The following is a 14,971-nucleotide window of genomic DNA, read 5'->3' on the forward strand; positions in this document are numbered from 1 at the left end:
AAAATTGTTGTGTGTTATCCAAGAGGACAAGACGATGAATATGCTGACATTCGATAAAAATGAAAACCAACAACAACGCCCATTTATCGCTGAAGCTGTATTTGCCGTCGAAGCGGTAAATTCTAATCAGCAAGATGAAAAACAACAAAAAGCGAAACAGCTTCTCGACAGAATGTTTCCGCTAGAATCTGGCTCACATCAAGACGTAACCAGCTATGTGATCGATTATCGCCACCTGATGGCATATTTTGCAGATGGTTCCCACAGTGGCCTTCAAGCTCCAAAACATTTTGTCGCTTTCACCGGTGAGAAGGAAGATCCTTGCTCTATCTTGCTACGCGATGAATCAGGCAGCCACATTGAAGTGATGCTGGGTTGCCACAAAGGCACAGGAAGTGTGGAACTTGTTGATATCGATGATATTCAATTGGAAACGCGCACGACCTTTAGCCCTGAATTAACGGGTGATGCACCAACGGCAATGCGTCATTGGATCAGTCTAGTGAAAGGCGATGTGAATGGTAAGCCAATGGCAAGCAGTGAAGATAAAGAATATACCGCGAAAAGTGGTGAAGATTATGTACTGAGTTACTGCTATAGCATCTAAATAAACACACAACTCAAGCCCCGAGCATCTCTGTTTATTCTCGGGGCTTTGTTGTTTGTGTTGACGTTGTTTGTTGGCCGTTATCGCTTTTGAGCGCTCAGCATGCAGTATGCCTTTCTGCGGGGACTCGAAGTCTTCTCGCTGCTTTTCTTGCCGTCTTTACAGTGGCATCACTCGGTTACGACCAAGTTGCTTCGCTTCATAAAGCAGTTTGTCTGCACGTTCGATCAACGATTCTGAAGTTTCGTCTGGCTTCAACTCGGCAACACCAAATGAAGCACTGATGTTTTCCACTTGCTGGCCAGAGCGTTTATCTTTGACTTTCAGTTTTTCGATAGTGCGGCGAAGTGACTCAGCGTATTGACGAGCAATGCGCAGAGATTTATTAGGCACAATCAACGCAAACTCTTCTCCGCCAAATCGATACGCTGCAATGCCTTCACGGCAACTTGTTTGCAGTCGTTTGGCAATCGCGCGAATCACCGAATCGCCAAACAGGTGGCCATAGTTGTCGTTGAAGGTTTTAAAATGATCGATGTCGAGCAAGATAAGGCTTAGATTTTGCTGGGCATTCACGAGTGCCTTGAGATCACTATCGAACGCGCGGCGATTGTAAAGCGTGGATAGTCCATCAAAGAGAGCGTCTCTTTGCACTTCCGCTAACTGCTCTTTCAAGCGAGAGATTTCGTTGCTCGCGTTATTGAGTTGGCTAGTGAGGAAACGGGTGGAGTGGCGGATCTCGCGTGACTCTGTCACCAGTTCACGTATAACGCCCATCACTTCTTCAATGCTCAAGCCTTCATCTTCGACTTTCTCTAACTTGCTGAAATTTTTATCAACGAGGGTCGAAAAAGAGGAAGTGTCCGCGATGGTATCCGTCATGGAGCTCGCAACCTCGAGCAACAACACTTCAATGTTGCTTCTCAGGTCCTTCATGCTGGTTTCCGCTTTGCTTGCTACGTAGTTGTTGTAGAGCTGCTCGTTAGTCGCGGGTGGGCAGATACCGTAGTTTTCTAAAACGGTATCCATTTCCTGGTTGAGTTGAGGAATGGTGTTGTCCACGTAGGTATACCAAAGGGCATAGTTTGCGGGTGTGGCAGCTACGTGATTCTTAATCATCAAAGGTACCGCTTTTTTCAAATTAGCGGTGGATTTCTTAAAGTCGTCGCTTGTCATTCTAATTATGCTTTTAACGAGAGCTAACAATCATATAGCTAAGAGTAGCGGAACAATGATTGTAGTGCTTTAATTTTTATCATTTTTGAGCAGGAATTATTAAAAAAAACCATGCAGCAATCAATATCTTTAATGACTGGTATGCGATCTATTGAATTGTAATTTGAAAGGGAAGTGTTCCGCAGGGAAGTGAGAAAGATGGTGTTGAAACAACTGCCTTACCTCTCGCGGAACAAATTTTGGGGGAATAAATGTGCAACAGAGTGAATTGCAATGGATGGAACCTTAAACCAGATAATTTGTAAAATCCAGTTTGAAATCACAGTTTGTAGGTATGAGACGAATTGAAAAGAAAATGAGGGACACAAAATGTGCCCCTCATTGGAGAATAAACAGAAAACCGACCTTGTTATTGGAACAGGGTTAAATACTCGCCGTAACCCATTTTCTCCATTTGAGCCACAGGAATGAATTTCATGGCCGCTGAATTCATACAATAACGCAATCCGGTTGGTGCGGGTCCATCGTCAAAGACATGGCCTAAGTGCGAATCCGCAAACTTGCTTCGCACTTCTGTGCGTGGGTAAAGCAGTTTGTAGTCGGTTTTGGTGACAATGTAAGCCGAGCTAATCGGTTTGGTAAAACTTGGCCAACCTGTACCGGATTTATACTTGTCCGTTGAAGAAAAGAGTGGCTCACCAGAGACAATATCAACATAGATACCCGCCTCTTTGTTATCCCAATATTCGTTGTTAAAGGGTCTTTCAGTGCCTTCTTTCTGTGTGACGTAATATTGTAAATCTGTTAGTTGTGCTTTGATCTCTTTGTCTGATGGGCGCGAGTAGGTTTTGGCGTTTTTCGTCAGTGCCTTCTCATCAATCAACTGACGCAGTGTTTTGGGTTGCTCAATGCGATCATCACCAAAGACTTTATCGAGATACTGGTCACGACCAGAGGCGTGGCGGTAATACTTGTATTTCAAGCTACTTTTTTTGTAGTAGTCCTGATGGTATTGCTCCGCGGGATAAAACGCTGTGTACTCAATCAATTCCGTTTTAATTGGTTTTGGGTAGATCTTCGCCTCATCGACTTCTTTAAGAAACCGCTCCGCAATCTGTTTTTGCTCGGCAGTATGATAAAAAATAGCGGGGCGATATTGTGGACCTCGATCGACAAATGAGCCTTTATCGTCGGTAGGGTCAATATGGCGTAGGAAGTAATCTAACACCGCTTCATAGCTGACAACGTTGGGATCGTAGCGGAATTGAATTACTTCAATGTGACCCGTTTTACCCGAGGAGACTTGTCGATAAGTCGGATTCGCCATCTCGCCACCCGAATAACCAGACACCACATCATACACCCCATTCAGTTTTTCAAGGTCTGATTCAGTACACCAGAAACAACCACCAGCTAACGTTGCTACTGGCAAGGATGCCAAGTTTGGTGCGGTTTTGTCCATGGTATCGGCAACGCCGACTTTGGCGAGCAGAGTGAACATAAGTGGCAGCGCAATGGCTGCGGAAATGAGTAATTTGCTGAGTTTTTTCATTACTACCTCAATGGAATTTATTGAGAACATACGTAACAAGAAAGGCCAAAGGACAAAAAAATTTCCTAGAAATGCAATTTTCCGTTGCTATCCGGTTTTAGCTGGCTAGAGTAGAGCCACTAATGGTCAATGTTGAGAATAGAAACCATGCAAGCAGAAGTTAAGTGGGTAGAAGATTTTAAATTTTTGGGTACCTCGCAGTCAGGACATTCCGTTGTTATGGACGGAAATGGTGGTGCAACGGCGCCAAGCCCTATGGAAATGGTGCTAATGGCCGCGGGCGGTTGTAGCTCTGTTGATGTGGTAGACGGTCTGAAGACGGCAGGTCAAAAAGTGAGTTCTGTGAACGCAAAACTGACCACTGAACGTCGCGAAACCGCCCCACGTATTTTTACCGCAGTGAACATCCATTTCGTCGTTTCGGGTGAACAACTTGATGAAGCGATCGTGGCAAAAGTGACGGCGGATTCTCTCGAAAAATATTGTTCTGTGTGCTTGATGCTCGGTGCCGGTGTCGAAATGACGCACAGCTGGGAAATCGTTTAAATCCAAACGACCCAAATAACTCGTTAAAGCGGAAGAGAAAAGTGAAGGCTTTTCTCTTTTTTATTTTTGACTTCTGGTTAGGATGGATGAGTATTTTTCGTCACTTAGGATGAGGTGTATCCGATGACTGAATTTGAAAAAATGAATTCCGGGCAAATCTTTGATGGCGCGGATGCGGAAATTGATGCGATTCGCAATCGTGCTGCGGTGTTATTGAAAGAGATCAACGCAGCAACGGAAACAGAACAACGCATCACACTGCAAAAACAGCTCTTTGCCAGCATGGGCAACAGTTATATCCAGCCACCATTTATGTGTGAATTTGGCAAAACCATCTCTATTGGTGAGGAAACGTTCATCAACATGAATGTTGTGATGTTGGATGGGGCGCACATTACGATCGGCAGTCACGTGTTAATTGGCCCGAGTTGCCAGTTTTATACCGCTTCTCATTCCCTTGATTACCGAAGCCGACGCCAGTGGGAAACCTTCTGCAAACCGATTGTCGTAGAAGATGATGTTTGGATTGGTGGAAATTGCGTTATCAATCAGGGGGTCACCATTGGAGCTCGTTCCGTCATCGCTGCAAATTCGGTCGTCAATCATGATGTCCCGCCAGACTGTTTGTATGGGGGCACCCCAGCGAAACTGATTCGACGGTTAGACAAGTAGCGCGAACACGTTATCGACACCCTTGATGCGAAAAACGCTCAGGCTGTTTGTTCGCTATCAATCCTTTGGCTCGTATTGCGCTAGATAGTGCTTGAGCGATTTGCTTGCGGTTGTCTCAAACTCTTCATCGTGCATACGCAGCGCTTGGATTCGGTCGAGGCGAAACTGACGGTAATCTTGGCGAAGTTCGCACCAGGCGACCAGCGTCCAAACCTTGCCCCAAAAGAACTGGCCAAGAGGTTGGATTTTACGTTCAGTGATTTGGCCGTTTTCATCTTGATAATCGAGGCTGACTTTAAAGTGATGTTCAATCGCGTGTCGCAGCAGTTGTCCGCGCTTTGCGGTTTCGGAATGGGTATGAAACTCTGGCACAATGAGAGGAAAATCTTCCACTTGCTGTTTGAGTTTATCCGGCAGGACCGAAAGAATTTTGATGGAAGCGGAGCGCGACGCGTCGGCCAATTCTGCATCTGACCAAGCTCGCACCATTCGCATACCAAGTTCCAGTGCCATCATCTCTTTTCCAGTAAACATCAGCGGTGGCAGGTGAGAACCACTTTGGAGTAAGTAGCCAACGCCCGCTTCTCCTTGAATGGGAACACCAGAGTGAATCAGTGATTGAATGTCACGATAAATCGTCCGCTCGCTCACTTCCATTGTTTCGGCAAGTTGCTTGGCGGTGACTGCGTAACGCTTTGAGCGTAATAGGGTGAGCAGTTCAAATAGTCGTTCCGATTTACTCATGGTGTTCCTAAATTAAACAAACTGGGTTAAGTGATGCTTGTCGATTACTGAGTGCTGCATGAACTCATTTTGATCAACTGATGCTGCATCACTAATGATGGCTGTTCGATCAACCCCATCAATGGTTGGCAATCAGGGCAAGCCATAAACTGTTCACCAGCATTCTTGGCATCGTCCATTGTTTGCCAGTAAACAATGTCTGTCCAACGATTCGTGGTGCTGTCGTGACTTAGCGAGCGATAAAGAAAACCGGGCAGAGTAGCGATAAACCGATGGCTTTGTTTTGTCGCTGTAACGATGTCCTGCTCTGTTGCCCCTTCCACTAACGTGTAGCTTACTAACTCGATAACTTGTTCCATGAGAGATTCTCCTGTTGTGTGATAGTCGAACTCACATTACCTCTCATCGTTGTCAGAACGTGTCAGTAGCCGAATCCCAGTACGGTGCATCACTGCCCAGGTTTTCGTTGAGGAAGTCGATAAACATCCTAACTTTCAATGGCATGTGTTTGCGTTCTGGAAAAACAGCGTAGAGAAAATGTTGTGGCAACTGATACTCTGGCATGAGGTTGACGAGTTTTCTGTCACGTAACTCCTTGCCGATGATAAATGTCGGCATTTGCGCAATGCCAATGCCGGCAAGCAGTGCTCTTCGGATGGCTTCACTGTTGTTGACGATAAAATTGCCCTTAGGCAGAACTTTATATTCGTTACCTTGATTGAGAAAAAGCCACTCGTTACCACCGCGAAAATAGCTGTAGCGCAAGCAATTGTGCTGAGCGAGATCGTCAGGTTTGCTCGGTGAACCCATGCGAGAAACATAGTCTGGCGAGGCACACAACACGGTACGGCATGGCGCTAGACGCTTTGCGATAAGGTTTGAATCAGGGAGGTGACCAATACGAATGCCGAGATCGAAGCGGCCAGCCACGAGGTCGACCATCTGATCTTCCAACTGCAAATCGACTTCGACCTTAGGATAACGGCTCAAAAATTCACTGATCAGCGGGGCAACATGAAGCACACCAAAAGTCATCGGGGCGGTGATTTTAAGTCTTCCTCGTGGTTCACCTTGCAGTTCGGTAACGGCATCAACCCCTTGTCTGGCCAGATTGAGTGCTTGCGCCGCGTACTCGTAGTAACGTTCTCCCGCCTCCGTTAAGCTCAGCTTTCGAGTGGTACGATTCAACAAGCGGCTACCGAGTTTATCTTCGAGATGATTGATGCGTTTACTAACGGCGGATTTGGTTAAATGGAGCTGTTTGGCAGCAGAGGAAAAGCTACCGCATTCAACAACCGAGACAAAAATCGGCAAATCGGAGAATTGGCTATGCATAGGGCTCGTGATGAAAATGAAATTGTTGCCACTAAGGATACAATGTTTTTCTCTTTCTGGTGATTATCTTAAATAAAAAAACAATCTAAACTAGCGAAAAATGAGTTGGTTGTGGAAGTAAAACAATGAAATACGAATGGATCTGGTTTGATGCAGACGAAACCCTTTTTCACTTTGATGCCTTTAAAGGCATGCAATTGATGTTTGCCCGTAAAGGGGTGGATTTCACGCAAGAGGACTTTCAAGAGTATCAAACCGTCAACAAGCCACTTTGGGTAGACTACCAAGATGGCAAGATCACCGCAGAAGAGATCAAGCATCGACGTTTTGCTGATTGGGCGAAAAGACTCGACACCACGACTTTAGAGCTTAACTCTGCGTTTCTCGATGCCATGGCCGATATTTGTACTTTGCTGCCAGGTGCGCGAGAACTAATGGAAGCACTGCACGGCAAAGTGAAGATGGGCATCATCACCAATGGTTTTACTGAATTGCAGGCAGTACGTTTAGAGCGCACCGGAATGAGCGCCTATTTCGACAAAGTGGTGATCTCTGAACAGGTGGGCGTTGCCAAACCGGATTTCGCCATTTTTGACCACGCGCTGCAAGTGGCTGGATTACCATGCAAAAGCAAAATTCTGATGGTGGGCGACAACCTTCACTCTGACATTCTCGGCGGGCTGAATTTTGGTATTGAAACCTGTTGGTTGCAACACCCAGGTAGTCAGCCTGATGTAAAGATTGCTCCTCACTACACCGTGACATCACTGTCAGAGCTGAAAGCCATTCTTCAAGCGTAAGATCAAGCTTCTTTCCGAGCTTTTCCGGGGCTAATAAGAAACGCTTTCTTAAAGGCCCTTGAAAACGCCGCTTCCGAGCGATAACCCACCGATTCGGCGACTAAAGCTATGCTGTCTCCAGCCTTAATTTGGCTCCATGCAAGCTGCATGCGCCACCAGGTCAAATACTCGATGACCGTTGAACCACTGATCTGACGAAACGTGTTCGCGAGTGCGCTGCGCGACATAGCGCAGTGCTTGGCGAGAGATTCCAATGTCCAGTCATGCTGTGGCTGTTGATGAACCGCAGAAATGACATGACGCAGCTTGGGGTGGGCGTACAAAGAGAGCAGCCCTACTTGTTCGGGGTGCGAGTACAAGTAAGCCCTTAACGCGTTGATAAACAGCAGTTCGGCAAGCCTGCCGATGATCACATCCGACCCAGTCCCGTCTTGGTAACTTTCAGCAAGAATCATCGACATGATTGGTGTCAGCCATTTTTCACTTTCTTCTGCTTTGATGACGAAAACACAAGGCAAGGCTTGCAAAATGCCATGAATGCCAATGTGTTGAAACTCGACTTTAGCGCACAATAATCCGGTGGCGTTTGGATCTTGGCATTGCGCATAGCTGAGATGCTGCTGCTCGCCACTCAATGGCGTAATGGGGGCGAGGCTATGGTTGAGCTCTTTGGGGAAAATGACCAAGTCACCCGTGTTCAAGGTTTGTTGCATTACGTCAGGAACATCTAAACGACAGTCGCCTTTGGTCACCATATGGAAACTGGTGTGGGTGGCTTCGTCTTTGTTTATTACCCAGTTTCCACACACTTGGGCATTGTGATACACCTCAACGTCCAACCGCATATGTTGAATTAAATGAGAAAAGGGCTCCAAATTGTACTCCTGAGCATAATTTGTGGACGAGAAAGCATTCATCGTACAGAACAATTCCTTTACTGTTAACCCCGTTAAAACGAATTATTCCTGCATTTGCTGGTGGTAACTCCAAGGCAATCACACAAATTAAAACGCGATAAAACAACAGGGAGCTGACCTTTGCCATGCCAACTTCAGAATTGAAATCGACAAGCAGAAAAACAACGTTGAGTGACTTTATCTCGACCGCGAAAACCCCTTCAATTTTGAAACGCTCCATCAAGGTGGCGGCGATTGTCGGTACGGTATTAATGATGATCAATCACGGTGATGCATTGTTTGCGGGTCAGGTCGAAAGTGAGCGCGTACTAAAAATTTTGCTGACTTATATGGTGCCATTTTGTGTTTCTACCCAAGCCAGCGTGAGTGCAACATTGTCCATGCGAAAGAGTGCGTAACTGAATGAAATTTAGACTATTCCAAAAGAAATTAGAGCAAGACCAGATCATTATTGATCGCTCACGACTAGCAGAATTAGAAGCAACCGAAGCACGCTATCAGCAGTTTGTCCAAGATAATCCCTTGGCTTATGCGCAGCAAATTGTCACCAACGCGAGCAATGTGAATAAGGCGTCTGCCAATCGCATGACTTCTATTACGGAAAGCTCAGAGCTGGTGGGGTATTTCATTGAGCAATCTAACGATATTGAACGTTTGTCGGCAGATTCTTATCGCTCGGCAACGCAAACGGCAGACACTGCGTCACACGCCATTTTGAAGTTGCATAGTGTTATGGAGCAAATTCATGATTCGAAAGTGCAGATTTGTGAATTTACCAAATTGTTGAATTCGTTAGAGCAAAACAACCAAAATATCGGCAAATTGGTGGACTCCATCAAAGGTATTGCAGCACAAACCAACTTGTTGGCACTGAATGCGGCGATTGAGGCAGCACGCGCTGGTGAGCATGGACGAGGCTTTGCGGTGGTGGCAGACGAAGTACGCTCTTTGGCTAACACAGCAACGGAATCTGCCGACAGCATTAGCTTTGAGATGAAATCCATCATGGATATTTCTGCTCAGGTGATGGAAAAGCAGAAGGAAGTGGAGCAAGTCATCCACTACAGTGCAGAAATTGCAGAAAAAACCGTTAGCGATATGGAAAGCTTGGTGCTGATGTCTGGCGAAAGCCAACGCTCGGTGGCGAATGTGATTGAGAGTGTGCAAAAGCAGCTATCAGATTCACATACGATTCAAAGTAATATGCATCGTTTGGTTGAAGACACCAGAACGGCGTTATCTTTGTCGGGTTCTAACCATGAACTGGCGAAGCAAATTACTCAAGCACTGATTGACGTAAAATAATTTCCCCAACGGCGCAGGGACGCGCACTCCATCTCTCAGGATTTCACTTGTTTGACAAACGCATCCGATAAGGATTGAAACAAGCGGTCAATCGACGGTCTTTGCTCAATGTGTTGATACAACGGCGTATGTACATCGGCAAGGATCTCCGCGTTATGATTGCTCAGTTGATTACACAATTGAACGGGTTTGACTATCTCGGCCATATCGGCATCGATCAATAAACACGCTTGAGCAAGGATGATTTGTCCTCCTGATTTTTTCAGCAGCACACGTTGCGCAGTACCCACAATTTTTTGCCCAGCAATGTTGAGATTGTAGTCACCATCACAATAAGAACCCGGTGTGGCATGAACATCAGCCTCTAAGCCATATTGCTGAAAAAAGCCGCGCAGAGTATCACACAGCTTCAGATAGGCTGAGCGGATGTCATAGGCTTGATCTTGCGGCCAGTGGTAAAGGTGCGAGAGGTTAATAATGCCCGGCACCTGTGGCACGGGCGCTCCACCGGTTTTTCGTGCCGTCAGTTTCCAGCCAAGCTTAGCCAATTCAGCGCGCAAATGTTCGGTTTGTGGCCATTTATTACCCGCGGGCAGCACAAGCGTGGGGTGCTTTACTTGCCAGAGCAACAGCACTTGATCGAGTTCACCAGCCTGTACCTGCTTGATCAATGCCTCTTCCCGCTGGAACAGCGTTTCTGCATCGATACTGAGATAGCGAATTAATCGGTTTTTTGTAGCCACAATGTTCCTCACACCCATTACGACGACGATGAAAAAACCGCCCGTAGGCGGTTTAGTCTCGATCTTTCTGTTCTTAAACCAAGGCCAGTTTAAGACCTTCCGCCAATCGCGTCACGGCTTCTTTCAACTGTTCTGGCGTGGCATTGGTGAAGTTGAGACGCAGCGCGGCTTGCGCTTTTTGTCCAGCAGGGTAAAACACCGGGCTAGGGACCACCGCAACACCATTGCCGAGCAGTGATTTAGCCAGTGCGAACGTATCGCATTCTGGTAGCGTTACCCACACAAACATGCCGCCATCGACCGATTTCAACTGGCAGTTTTCAGGCAACTGCTTTTGCAGCGCCTCTGCCAACACTTGGTAGCGAGATTGGTAAAGCGTGCGGATTTTTTCCATATGCTCTGGGAATTTTTCATGCTCAAGCAAACCAAGCAGTAATGCTTGCATCGGCACGCTGGAATGAAGGTCGGCCCCTTGTTTTACTTTGATCAACGGTTCTAGGTAGCTGACTTTGCCTGTCACGATACCAATGCGTAGACCTGGGGAGGCGATCTTTGAAAACGAACGTAGCACAATCGAATCTTGCGGGCAGAAATCGGAAACCAGCGGCAGTGCTTCACCTTGGAAGCGAAGCTCACGGTATGGCGCATCTTCAATGAATGCCACTTTGTGTTCGATACACAGTTTGGCGACCTGTTTGCGCGTTTCGAGTGACCAACACACGCCCGTTGGGTTGTGAAAATCAGGTACGGCGTAGAACATTTTTGGCGAATGTTGCTTAAAACACGCTTCAAGTTCGTCAAGATTGGGCCCCGCTTCGGTTTGAGAAACCGTGGCAATGTTGGCACTAACAAGGCCAAACACTTGCATCGCACCAAGATAGCTTGGCGCTTCCATCACCACGGTGTCGCCCGGGTTAATATAAGCGCGAGCGATGAGGTCGAGCCCTTGCTGTGAACCGGTACACGCCATTGCCATGTGCGTTTCAGGCAGCGACATGTAGGTTTTTAGAAAGTTAAGCAGCGGGGCGTAACCCGCCGTGGCACCGTATTGGAATACTTGCGGCATTTCCGAGAGTTTTTCCAACGTCGGTTTCATTAACTCGATCGGAAAAGTCTGCTCATCAGGCAAACCACCCGCAAGAGAAATGACACTAGGATCGCTCGCAGCAGCGAGGATTTCGCGAATATAGGACGATTGAATTTGTTGTAACGAACGAGCGATTTCCATTGTGTTTCCTGTCTGTCTTTTATTTTGTTTATTCGACTGATAGTACATGGGGTTGAGTTTTGTGAAATGTCCATTTATGCTCTTGAATATGTCCATTTATGCTATTTTCGTTGATGAGCCAGCAGCACATATCCCGTATCAATGACGTTCTTTACTTCATTCATCAAGACATCAGTCGCGAACTGTCTGCCAAAGCACTGGCCGATGTGGCTGCTTACTCTGAGCAGCATTTTCATCGTGTGTTTAAACAGGTGGTTGGGGAGTCCATTCATCAATATATTCGGCGCACTAGAATGGAGTACGCAGCCAATCAATTGATGTTTGATACGCGCTCGTCGGTACTCGATATTGCCAACAAATGTGGCTTTAGCTCGGTCTCCTCGTTTAGCCGAGCGTTCAAAGCGACATTCTCAATGGCGCCCGGAGAGTGGCGTTATCACGATTTACACATCTCCGACAAACCCTATTTGAAGGATCCCGAGGTGGCTGCGGGTTATCATCGTGTGGCGAAACGTACCTTACCCGAACCGAAAATTACCGAAGTGCCTGAGCGGATGGCGGCGTATGTGCGCCATGTGGGGTATAACCGATCCATCAAAAATGCGTGGCTGATCCTCAAAGCGTGGGCAAACAGTGAAGGGCGCTCATTTGAGGTGCAATTTGGCTTGCACCATTCCAATCCAGCGTGGGTTGAGTTGGATAAGTGCCGTTATGTGGCGTGTATCGCGATAGATAAGCCTTTGAAATATCGGGGAGTGGTGAATCAAATGGTGATTCCAGGTGGTTTGCACGCGGTGTTTCGTCTGCATGGGGTGTATGGTGAATTGCTACCTCAAATTAGCATGGTACTGGAAAAATGGCTGCCAGCGTCAGGTTTCAAACTGCGCTCAACGCCCGCTTATGTACACTATCACAGCAATCATTTTGTCAATGAAAGTGAAGCGTTCGAGCTGGACTTTTATCTGCCTATCAGTTTTTTCTGAGGCGCTTTTCTGAGGACTGGTTCGCCGCGTGTTGTCCACGCGGCGCTCGTTTATTGTGCCGTGATTTTAATCGCTATGGACGCTCACCTGCCGCTAGGCGACGTTCGATATCTGCAACCACTTGTGGGAAGTCTGCAATGGTGTCGATGAGGTAATGCGGTGAGCTTTTGATTAGCTTTGCGCGCGCTTTTTCACGAGCGGCATTAAGCGTTGCTTCGTCTGCAGTTTGGTATTCTTCAAACGTCAGACCCGCTTCGTTACCAGAAAGCAGCAAACCAACGGTCCACATACTGGCGTTGTGACCTTCATCGATGCCCGGTGCGGCGTCATCCACTTTGATACACGCGTTAACGTCCGTTACATTCAGCTCAATCACGTTCTTCAGTGCCATAAATGGCGCAGGGCGACCACCTTGAGGCAGGTCATCCGTTGCTACTACGTAATCTGGTTTGTAGCCGTAATCCACTGCCACTGGAATCAGTACGTCCATCACTTCACGCGGGTAACCAGAACAAGAACCGATCTTGATGCCTTTATCTTTTAGACCGTTCACAACTTCAATCGCATTGAGAATTGGTTCGGCGTGATCAGCCACTTTTGCTTTTTGTAGCGGCATAAACGCTGCGTAGATAGCGTCGATGTCTTCGCTGGTCATTGAGCGACCAAACTTCTCATTCCAACGCTTATCAACTGCAGGAATACGACCCACAGCTTGGATGTGATCCCACTTACCAAGCCCCATTGGTTCGCGTGCTTCTTCAAGGTCGATATCGAAATCAAAGCCTTGTTTGAACGCTTCCACAAAGATACTGGTTGGCGCAAAAGAGCCAAAATCGACGATAGTGCCAGCCCAGTCAAAGATCACTGCTTGAATTGGTGAGTTGCTCATGTTGAATCCTTTTTCTTTTGTGCCAGAACGTTTACCTAAATGTTGGAACTGCGCTCTGGATAAATTGTTTTTTTGTCGATGTCTATCGACCCTAAAAGTAGTTAAAGTCTTTGCACACTTTGGCGATGGCTTGTTCGAAGATCGCCAACGCTTCTGTCAGTTGTTCGCGAGTGATGATCAGCGGTGGGCTGAGTTGAATCACATTGCCTTGAGATACCTTGAAGCTCACGCCATTGTTGAGGCATTGGTACAACACAGCTTCCGCTTCGTCATACGCGCGTGCTTTGCTTCCGTGGTCAGTGACCAGTTCAATGCCCCACAACATGCCGATGCCACGAACATCACCAATCACTGGGTATTTGGCTTTCATCTCTAGCAGCTTTTCACGCATGAACTGGCTGTCGGCTTTGGCTTTATCTAGCAAGCCGTCTTGCTCAATGGCTTCCATGGTTGCCAGTGCTGCAGCACAACCAATAGGGCTTTTCTCATGAGTGTAATGACCCATGGAGATTTGCTCGGCAGTGTTGTATTTGTCTTTGGTTACCATGGCTGCGATAGGCACTAAGCCTCCGCCCAAGCCTTTACCGATGCAGAGCATATCTGGCTCGATGTCGTAGGCTTGGTAGGTAAACCATTCTCCGCTGCGACCCATGCCATTCGGGATGTCGTCGATGATCAACATGACATTGTGTTTGTCACAGATTTCTCGAATGCGTTTCCAGTAGGCTTTGCTCGGCACTTGTACGTCGGTATTACGAACTGCTTCTGCGATAAACGCGCCCACGCCGCCTTCTTTCTCAATCACGTATTCGAGGTAATCGGCGTAATGCACATCACTGCCGTCCGCGACTGGGAAAGCACCACGGTAAGATACGGCTGGTGGGATGCGCTCAACACCTGCCATTAATGGTCCCATACCTTGGCGGAAACACGCTTCGCCGCCCACTGAGATGGCATCCAACGATGCGCCGTGGAAGGAATCCCACAGAGACACCACCTTGTAGTTGCCCGTGATGTGGCGCGCTAGTTTAAGTGCCATGCCAACCGCAGATGTGCCACCCGGAGCAAACAGCACGCGATTCAATTCGCCGCCACAGATTTGGGTGAGTTTTTCGGCACATTCAATCGCAGTTTCATTGGTAAAACGACGTGGTGAAAACGGCAGTTTGGCAATTTGCTCTTGCACGCGTTTAATCACATGCGGGTGAGCATAGCCCAACTGGTGGACGTTATTGCCATGGAAGTCCATGTACTTTTTGCCGGTAGCATCTTGGATGTAGATGCCTTCTGCTGCTTCCAAGGTATCTAAGCAAGGCGTCGACATGGCTTGATGAAGAAAGACCTCCGAATCACGCTTCAATAATGCTTGCGTGCGCTCGTCGTCCATCGATGCATTCCAAGCTTGGCGCGCTGGTGTCGTGTTGACATCGCCTTCGCAGCGGAAGTGGCTCGGTTTGATATTCTGAGTCATAAC

17 protein-coding genes are annotated in these 14,971 nt (G+C 47.4%); 7 read left to right on the forward strand and 10 right to left on the reverse strand.

Going from position 1 to position 14,971, the window contains the following annotated elements; translation table 11 throughout:
- Positions 1-34 precede the first annotated feature (34 nt).
- Positions 35-607 carry a malate synthase gene (locus PQQ36_RS00405; RefSeq protein ID WP_015727639.1) on the forward strand — a complete coding sequence of 191 codons (573 nt, stop codon included), beginning with the start codon at positions 35-37 and terminating at the stop codon, positions 605-607.
- A gap of 159 nt (positions 608-766) precedes the next feature.
- Here the strand turns inward: PQQ36_RS00405 and PQQ36_RS00410 are convergent, their stop codons facing one another.
- Entirely contained in the window at positions 767-1,783 is a 1,017-nt protein-coding gene (locus PQQ36_RS00410; RefSeq protein ID WP_040110599.1) for a GGDEF domain-containing protein, read from the reverse strand.
- Positions 1,784-2,192: 409 nt separating this feature from the next.
- A complete protein-coding gene (gene msrB, locus PQQ36_RS00415; protein WP_011082490.1) occupies positions 2,193-3,335 on the reverse strand; it encodes a peptide-methionine (R)-S-oxide reductase MsrB in 1,143 nt (380 codons plus the stop codon).
- A gap of 147 nt (positions 3,336-3,482) precedes the next feature.
- Here msrB and PQQ36_RS00420 point away from each other — a divergent pair, with 147 nt between their 5' ends.
- On the forward strand, positions 3,483-3,881 hold the full coding sequence (locus tag PQQ36_RS00420) for an OsmC family protein (protein WP_044024029.1): 399 nt from the start codon (positions 3,483-3,485) through the stop codon (positions 3,879-3,881).
- A 123-nt stretch (positions 3,882-4,004) separates the two neighbouring features.
- A complete protein-coding gene (locus tag PQQ36_RS00425; protein WP_015727642.1) occupies positions 4,005-4,553 on the forward strand; it encodes a sugar O-acetyltransferase in 549 nt (182 codons plus the stop codon).
- A 57-nt stretch (positions 4,554-4,610) separates the two neighbouring features.
- Here the strand turns inward: PQQ36_RS00425 and PQQ36_RS00430 are convergent, their stop codons facing one another.
- From PQQ36_RS00430 to PQQ36_RS00440, 3 genes are read right to left on the reverse strand one after another with little or no spacing between them, the layout of a single operon-like run.
- Positions 4,611-5,297, reverse strand: a complete 687-nt coding sequence (locus tag PQQ36_RS00430) for a helix-turn-helix transcriptional regulator (protein ID WP_101957794.1) — start codon at positions 5,295-5,297, stop codon at positions 4,611-4,613.
- A gap of 44 nt (positions 5,298-5,341) precedes the next feature.
- Positions 5,342-5,656, reverse strand: a complete 315-nt coding sequence (locus tag PQQ36_RS00435) for a hypothetical protein (RefSeq protein ID WP_101957793.1) — start codon at positions 5,654-5,656, stop codon at positions 5,342-5,344.
- A gap of 52 nt (positions 5,657-5,708) precedes the next feature.
- Positions 5,709-6,632 carry a LysR family transcriptional regulator gene (locus PQQ36_RS00440; RefSeq protein WP_101957792.1) on the reverse strand — a complete coding sequence of 308 codons (924 nt, stop codon included), beginning with the start codon at positions 6,630-6,632 and terminating at the stop codon, positions 5,709-5,711.
- Positions 6,633-6,757: 125 nt separating this feature from the next.
- Here PQQ36_RS00440 and yjjG point away from each other — a divergent pair, with 125 nt between their 5' ends.
- The gene (gene yjjG / locus PQQ36_RS00445) at positions 6,758-7,432 is read left to right on the forward strand and encodes a pyrimidine 5'-nucleotidase (protein ID WP_130192378.1); all 675 of its coding nucleotides are present in this window, start codon (positions 6,758-6,760) and stop codon (positions 7,430-7,432) included.
- A 2-nt stretch (positions 7,433-7,434) separates the two neighbouring features.
- Here the strand turns inward: yjjG and PQQ36_RS00450 are convergent, their stop codons facing one another.
- Positions 7,435-8,361 carry an AraC family transcriptional regulator gene (locus PQQ36_RS00450; RefSeq protein ID WP_188010694.1) on the reverse strand — a complete coding sequence of 309 codons (927 nt, stop codon included), beginning with the start codon at positions 8,359-8,361 and terminating at the stop codon, positions 7,435-7,437.
- A gap of 113 nt (positions 8,362-8,474) precedes the next feature.
- Here PQQ36_RS00450 and nrtS point away from each other — a divergent pair, with 113 nt between their 5' ends.
- Together nrtS and PQQ36_RS00460 are read left to right on the forward strand one after the other, a co-directional pair.
- Positions 8,475-8,747, forward strand: coding sequence for a nitrate/nitrite transporter NrtS (gene nrtS, locus PQQ36_RS00455; protein WP_045619734.1), 273 nt, complete (start codon positions 8,475-8,477; stop codon positions 8,745-8,747).
- A 4-nt stretch (positions 8,748-8,751) separates the two neighbouring features.
- Positions 8,752-9,654 carry a methyl-accepting chemotaxis protein gene (locus tag PQQ36_RS00460; RefSeq protein WP_045619732.1) on the forward strand — a complete coding sequence of 301 codons (903 nt, stop codon included), beginning with the start codon at positions 8,752-8,754 and terminating at the stop codon, positions 9,652-9,654.
- A 35-nt stretch (positions 9,655-9,689) separates the two neighbouring features.
- Here the strand turns inward: PQQ36_RS00460 and PQQ36_RS00465 are convergent, their stop codons facing one another.
- Both PQQ36_RS00465 and PQQ36_RS00470 read right to left on the reverse strand, forming a co-directional pair.
- Complete coding sequence (locus tag PQQ36_RS00465) at positions 9,690-10,415, reverse strand: lipoate--protein ligase family protein (RefSeq protein ID WP_130250375.1); 726 nt, start codon at positions 10,413-10,415, stop codon at positions 9,690-9,692.
- Positions 10,416-10,470: 55 nt separating this feature from the next.
- Positions 10,471-11,625 carry an aminotransferase-like domain-containing protein gene (locus PQQ36_RS00470; RefSeq protein WP_072604405.1) on the reverse strand — a complete coding sequence of 385 codons (1,155 nt, stop codon included), beginning with the start codon at positions 11,623-11,625 and terminating at the stop codon, positions 10,471-10,473.
- Between the two features lie 113 nt (positions 11,626-11,738).
- Here PQQ36_RS00470 and PQQ36_RS00475 point away from each other — a divergent pair, with 113 nt between their 5' ends.
- A complete protein-coding gene (locus PQQ36_RS00475; protein WP_086016975.1) occupies positions 11,739-12,608 on the forward strand; it encodes an AraC family transcriptional regulator in 870 nt (289 codons plus the stop codon).
- 73 nt (positions 12,609-12,681) lie between these two features.
- On the opposite strand, the gene phnX is transcribed toward PQQ36_RS00475, so the two are convergent.
- Both phnX and PQQ36_RS00485 read right to left on the reverse strand, forming a co-directional pair.
- Positions 12,682-13,497 (reverse strand): phosphonoacetaldehyde hydrolase, encoded by an 816-nt coding sequence (phnX, locus tag PQQ36_RS00480; protein ID WP_273660144.1) that lies wholly within the window; start codon positions 13,495-13,497, stop codon positions 12,682-12,684.
- Positions 13,498-13,588: 91 nt separating this feature from the next.
- Positions 13,589-14,968 (reverse strand): aspartate aminotransferase family protein, encoded by a 1,380-nt coding sequence (locus PQQ36_RS00485; protein ID WP_225470200.1) that lies wholly within the window; start codon positions 14,966-14,968, stop codon positions 13,589-13,591.
- Positions 14,969-14,971: the final 3 nt, after the last annotated feature.

This window comes from Vibrio sp. CCUG 15886 (genome assembly GCF_028570825.1).
Lineage (GTDB): Bacteria > Pseudomonadota > Gammaproteobacteria > Enterobacterales > Vibrionaceae > Vibrio > Vibrio vulnificus_B.

What these genes read in the sequence shown, in the direction of transcription:
- PQQ36_RS00435 (WP_101957793.1), bottom strand. Translation starts at nt 5,656, where the DNA reads ATGGAACAAGTTATCGAGTTAGTAAGCTACACGTTAGTGGAAGGGGCA.
- PQQ36_RS00485 (WP_225470200.1), bottom strand. Translation starts at nt 14,968, where the DNA reads ATGACTCAGAATATCAAACCGAGCCACTTCCGCTGCGAAGGCGATGTC.
- PQQ36_RS00410 (WP_040110599.1), bottom strand. Translation starts at nt 1,783, where the DNA reads ATGACAAGCGACGACTTTAAGAAATCCACCGCTAATTTGAAAAAAGCG.
- PQQ36_RS00465 (WP_130250375.1), bottom strand. Translation starts at nt 10,415, where the DNA reads ATGGGTGTGAGGAACATTGTGGCTACAAAAAACCGATTAATTCGCTAT.
- phnX (WP_273660144.1), bottom strand. Translation starts at nt 13,497, where the DNA reads ATGAGCAACTCACCAATTCAAGCAGTGATCTTTGACTGGGCTGGCACT.
- PQQ36_RS00470 (WP_072604405.1), bottom strand. Translation starts at nt 11,625, where the DNA reads ATGGAAATCGCTCGTTCGTTACAACAAATTCAATCGTCCTATATTCGC.
- PQQ36_RS00475 (WP_086016975.1), top strand. Translation starts at nt 11,739, where the DNA reads ATGAGCCAGCAGCACATATCCCGTATCAATGACGTTCTTTACTTCATT.
- nrtS (WP_045619734.1), top strand. Translation starts at nt 8,475, where the DNA reads ATGCCAACTTCAGAATTGAAATCGACAAGCAGAAAAACAACGTTGAGT.
- PQQ36_RS00405 (WP_015727639.1), top strand. Translation starts at nt 35, where the DNA reads ATGAATATGCTGACATTCGATAAAAATGAAAACCAACAACAACGCCCA.
- yjjG (WP_130192378.1), top strand. Translation starts at nt 6,758, where the DNA reads ATGAAATACGAATGGATCTGGTTTGATGCAGACGAAACCCTTTTTCAC.
- PQQ36_RS00460 (WP_045619732.1), top strand. Translation starts at nt 8,752, where the DNA reads ATGAAATTTAGACTATTCCAAAAGAAATTAGAGCAAGACCAGATCATT.
- PQQ36_RS00430 (WP_101957794.1), bottom strand. Translation starts at nt 5,297, where the DNA reads ATGAGTAAATCGGAACGACTATTTGAACTGCTCACCCTATTACGCTCA.
- msrB (WP_011082490.1), bottom strand. Translation starts at nt 3,335, where the DNA reads ATGAAAAAACTCAGCAAATTACTCATTTCCGCAGCCATTGCGCTGCCA.
- PQQ36_RS00420 (WP_044024029.1), top strand. Translation starts at nt 3,483, where the DNA reads ATGCAAGCAGAAGTTAAGTGGGTAGAAGATTTTAAATTTTTGGGTACC.
- PQQ36_RS00440 (WP_101957792.1), bottom strand. Translation starts at nt 6,632, where the DNA reads ATGCATAGCCAATTCTCCGATTTGCCGATTTTTGTCTCGGTTGTTGAA.
- PQQ36_RS00425 (WP_015727642.1), top strand. Translation starts at nt 4,005, where the DNA reads ATGACTGAATTTGAAAAAATGAATTCCGGGCAAATCTTTGATGGCGCG.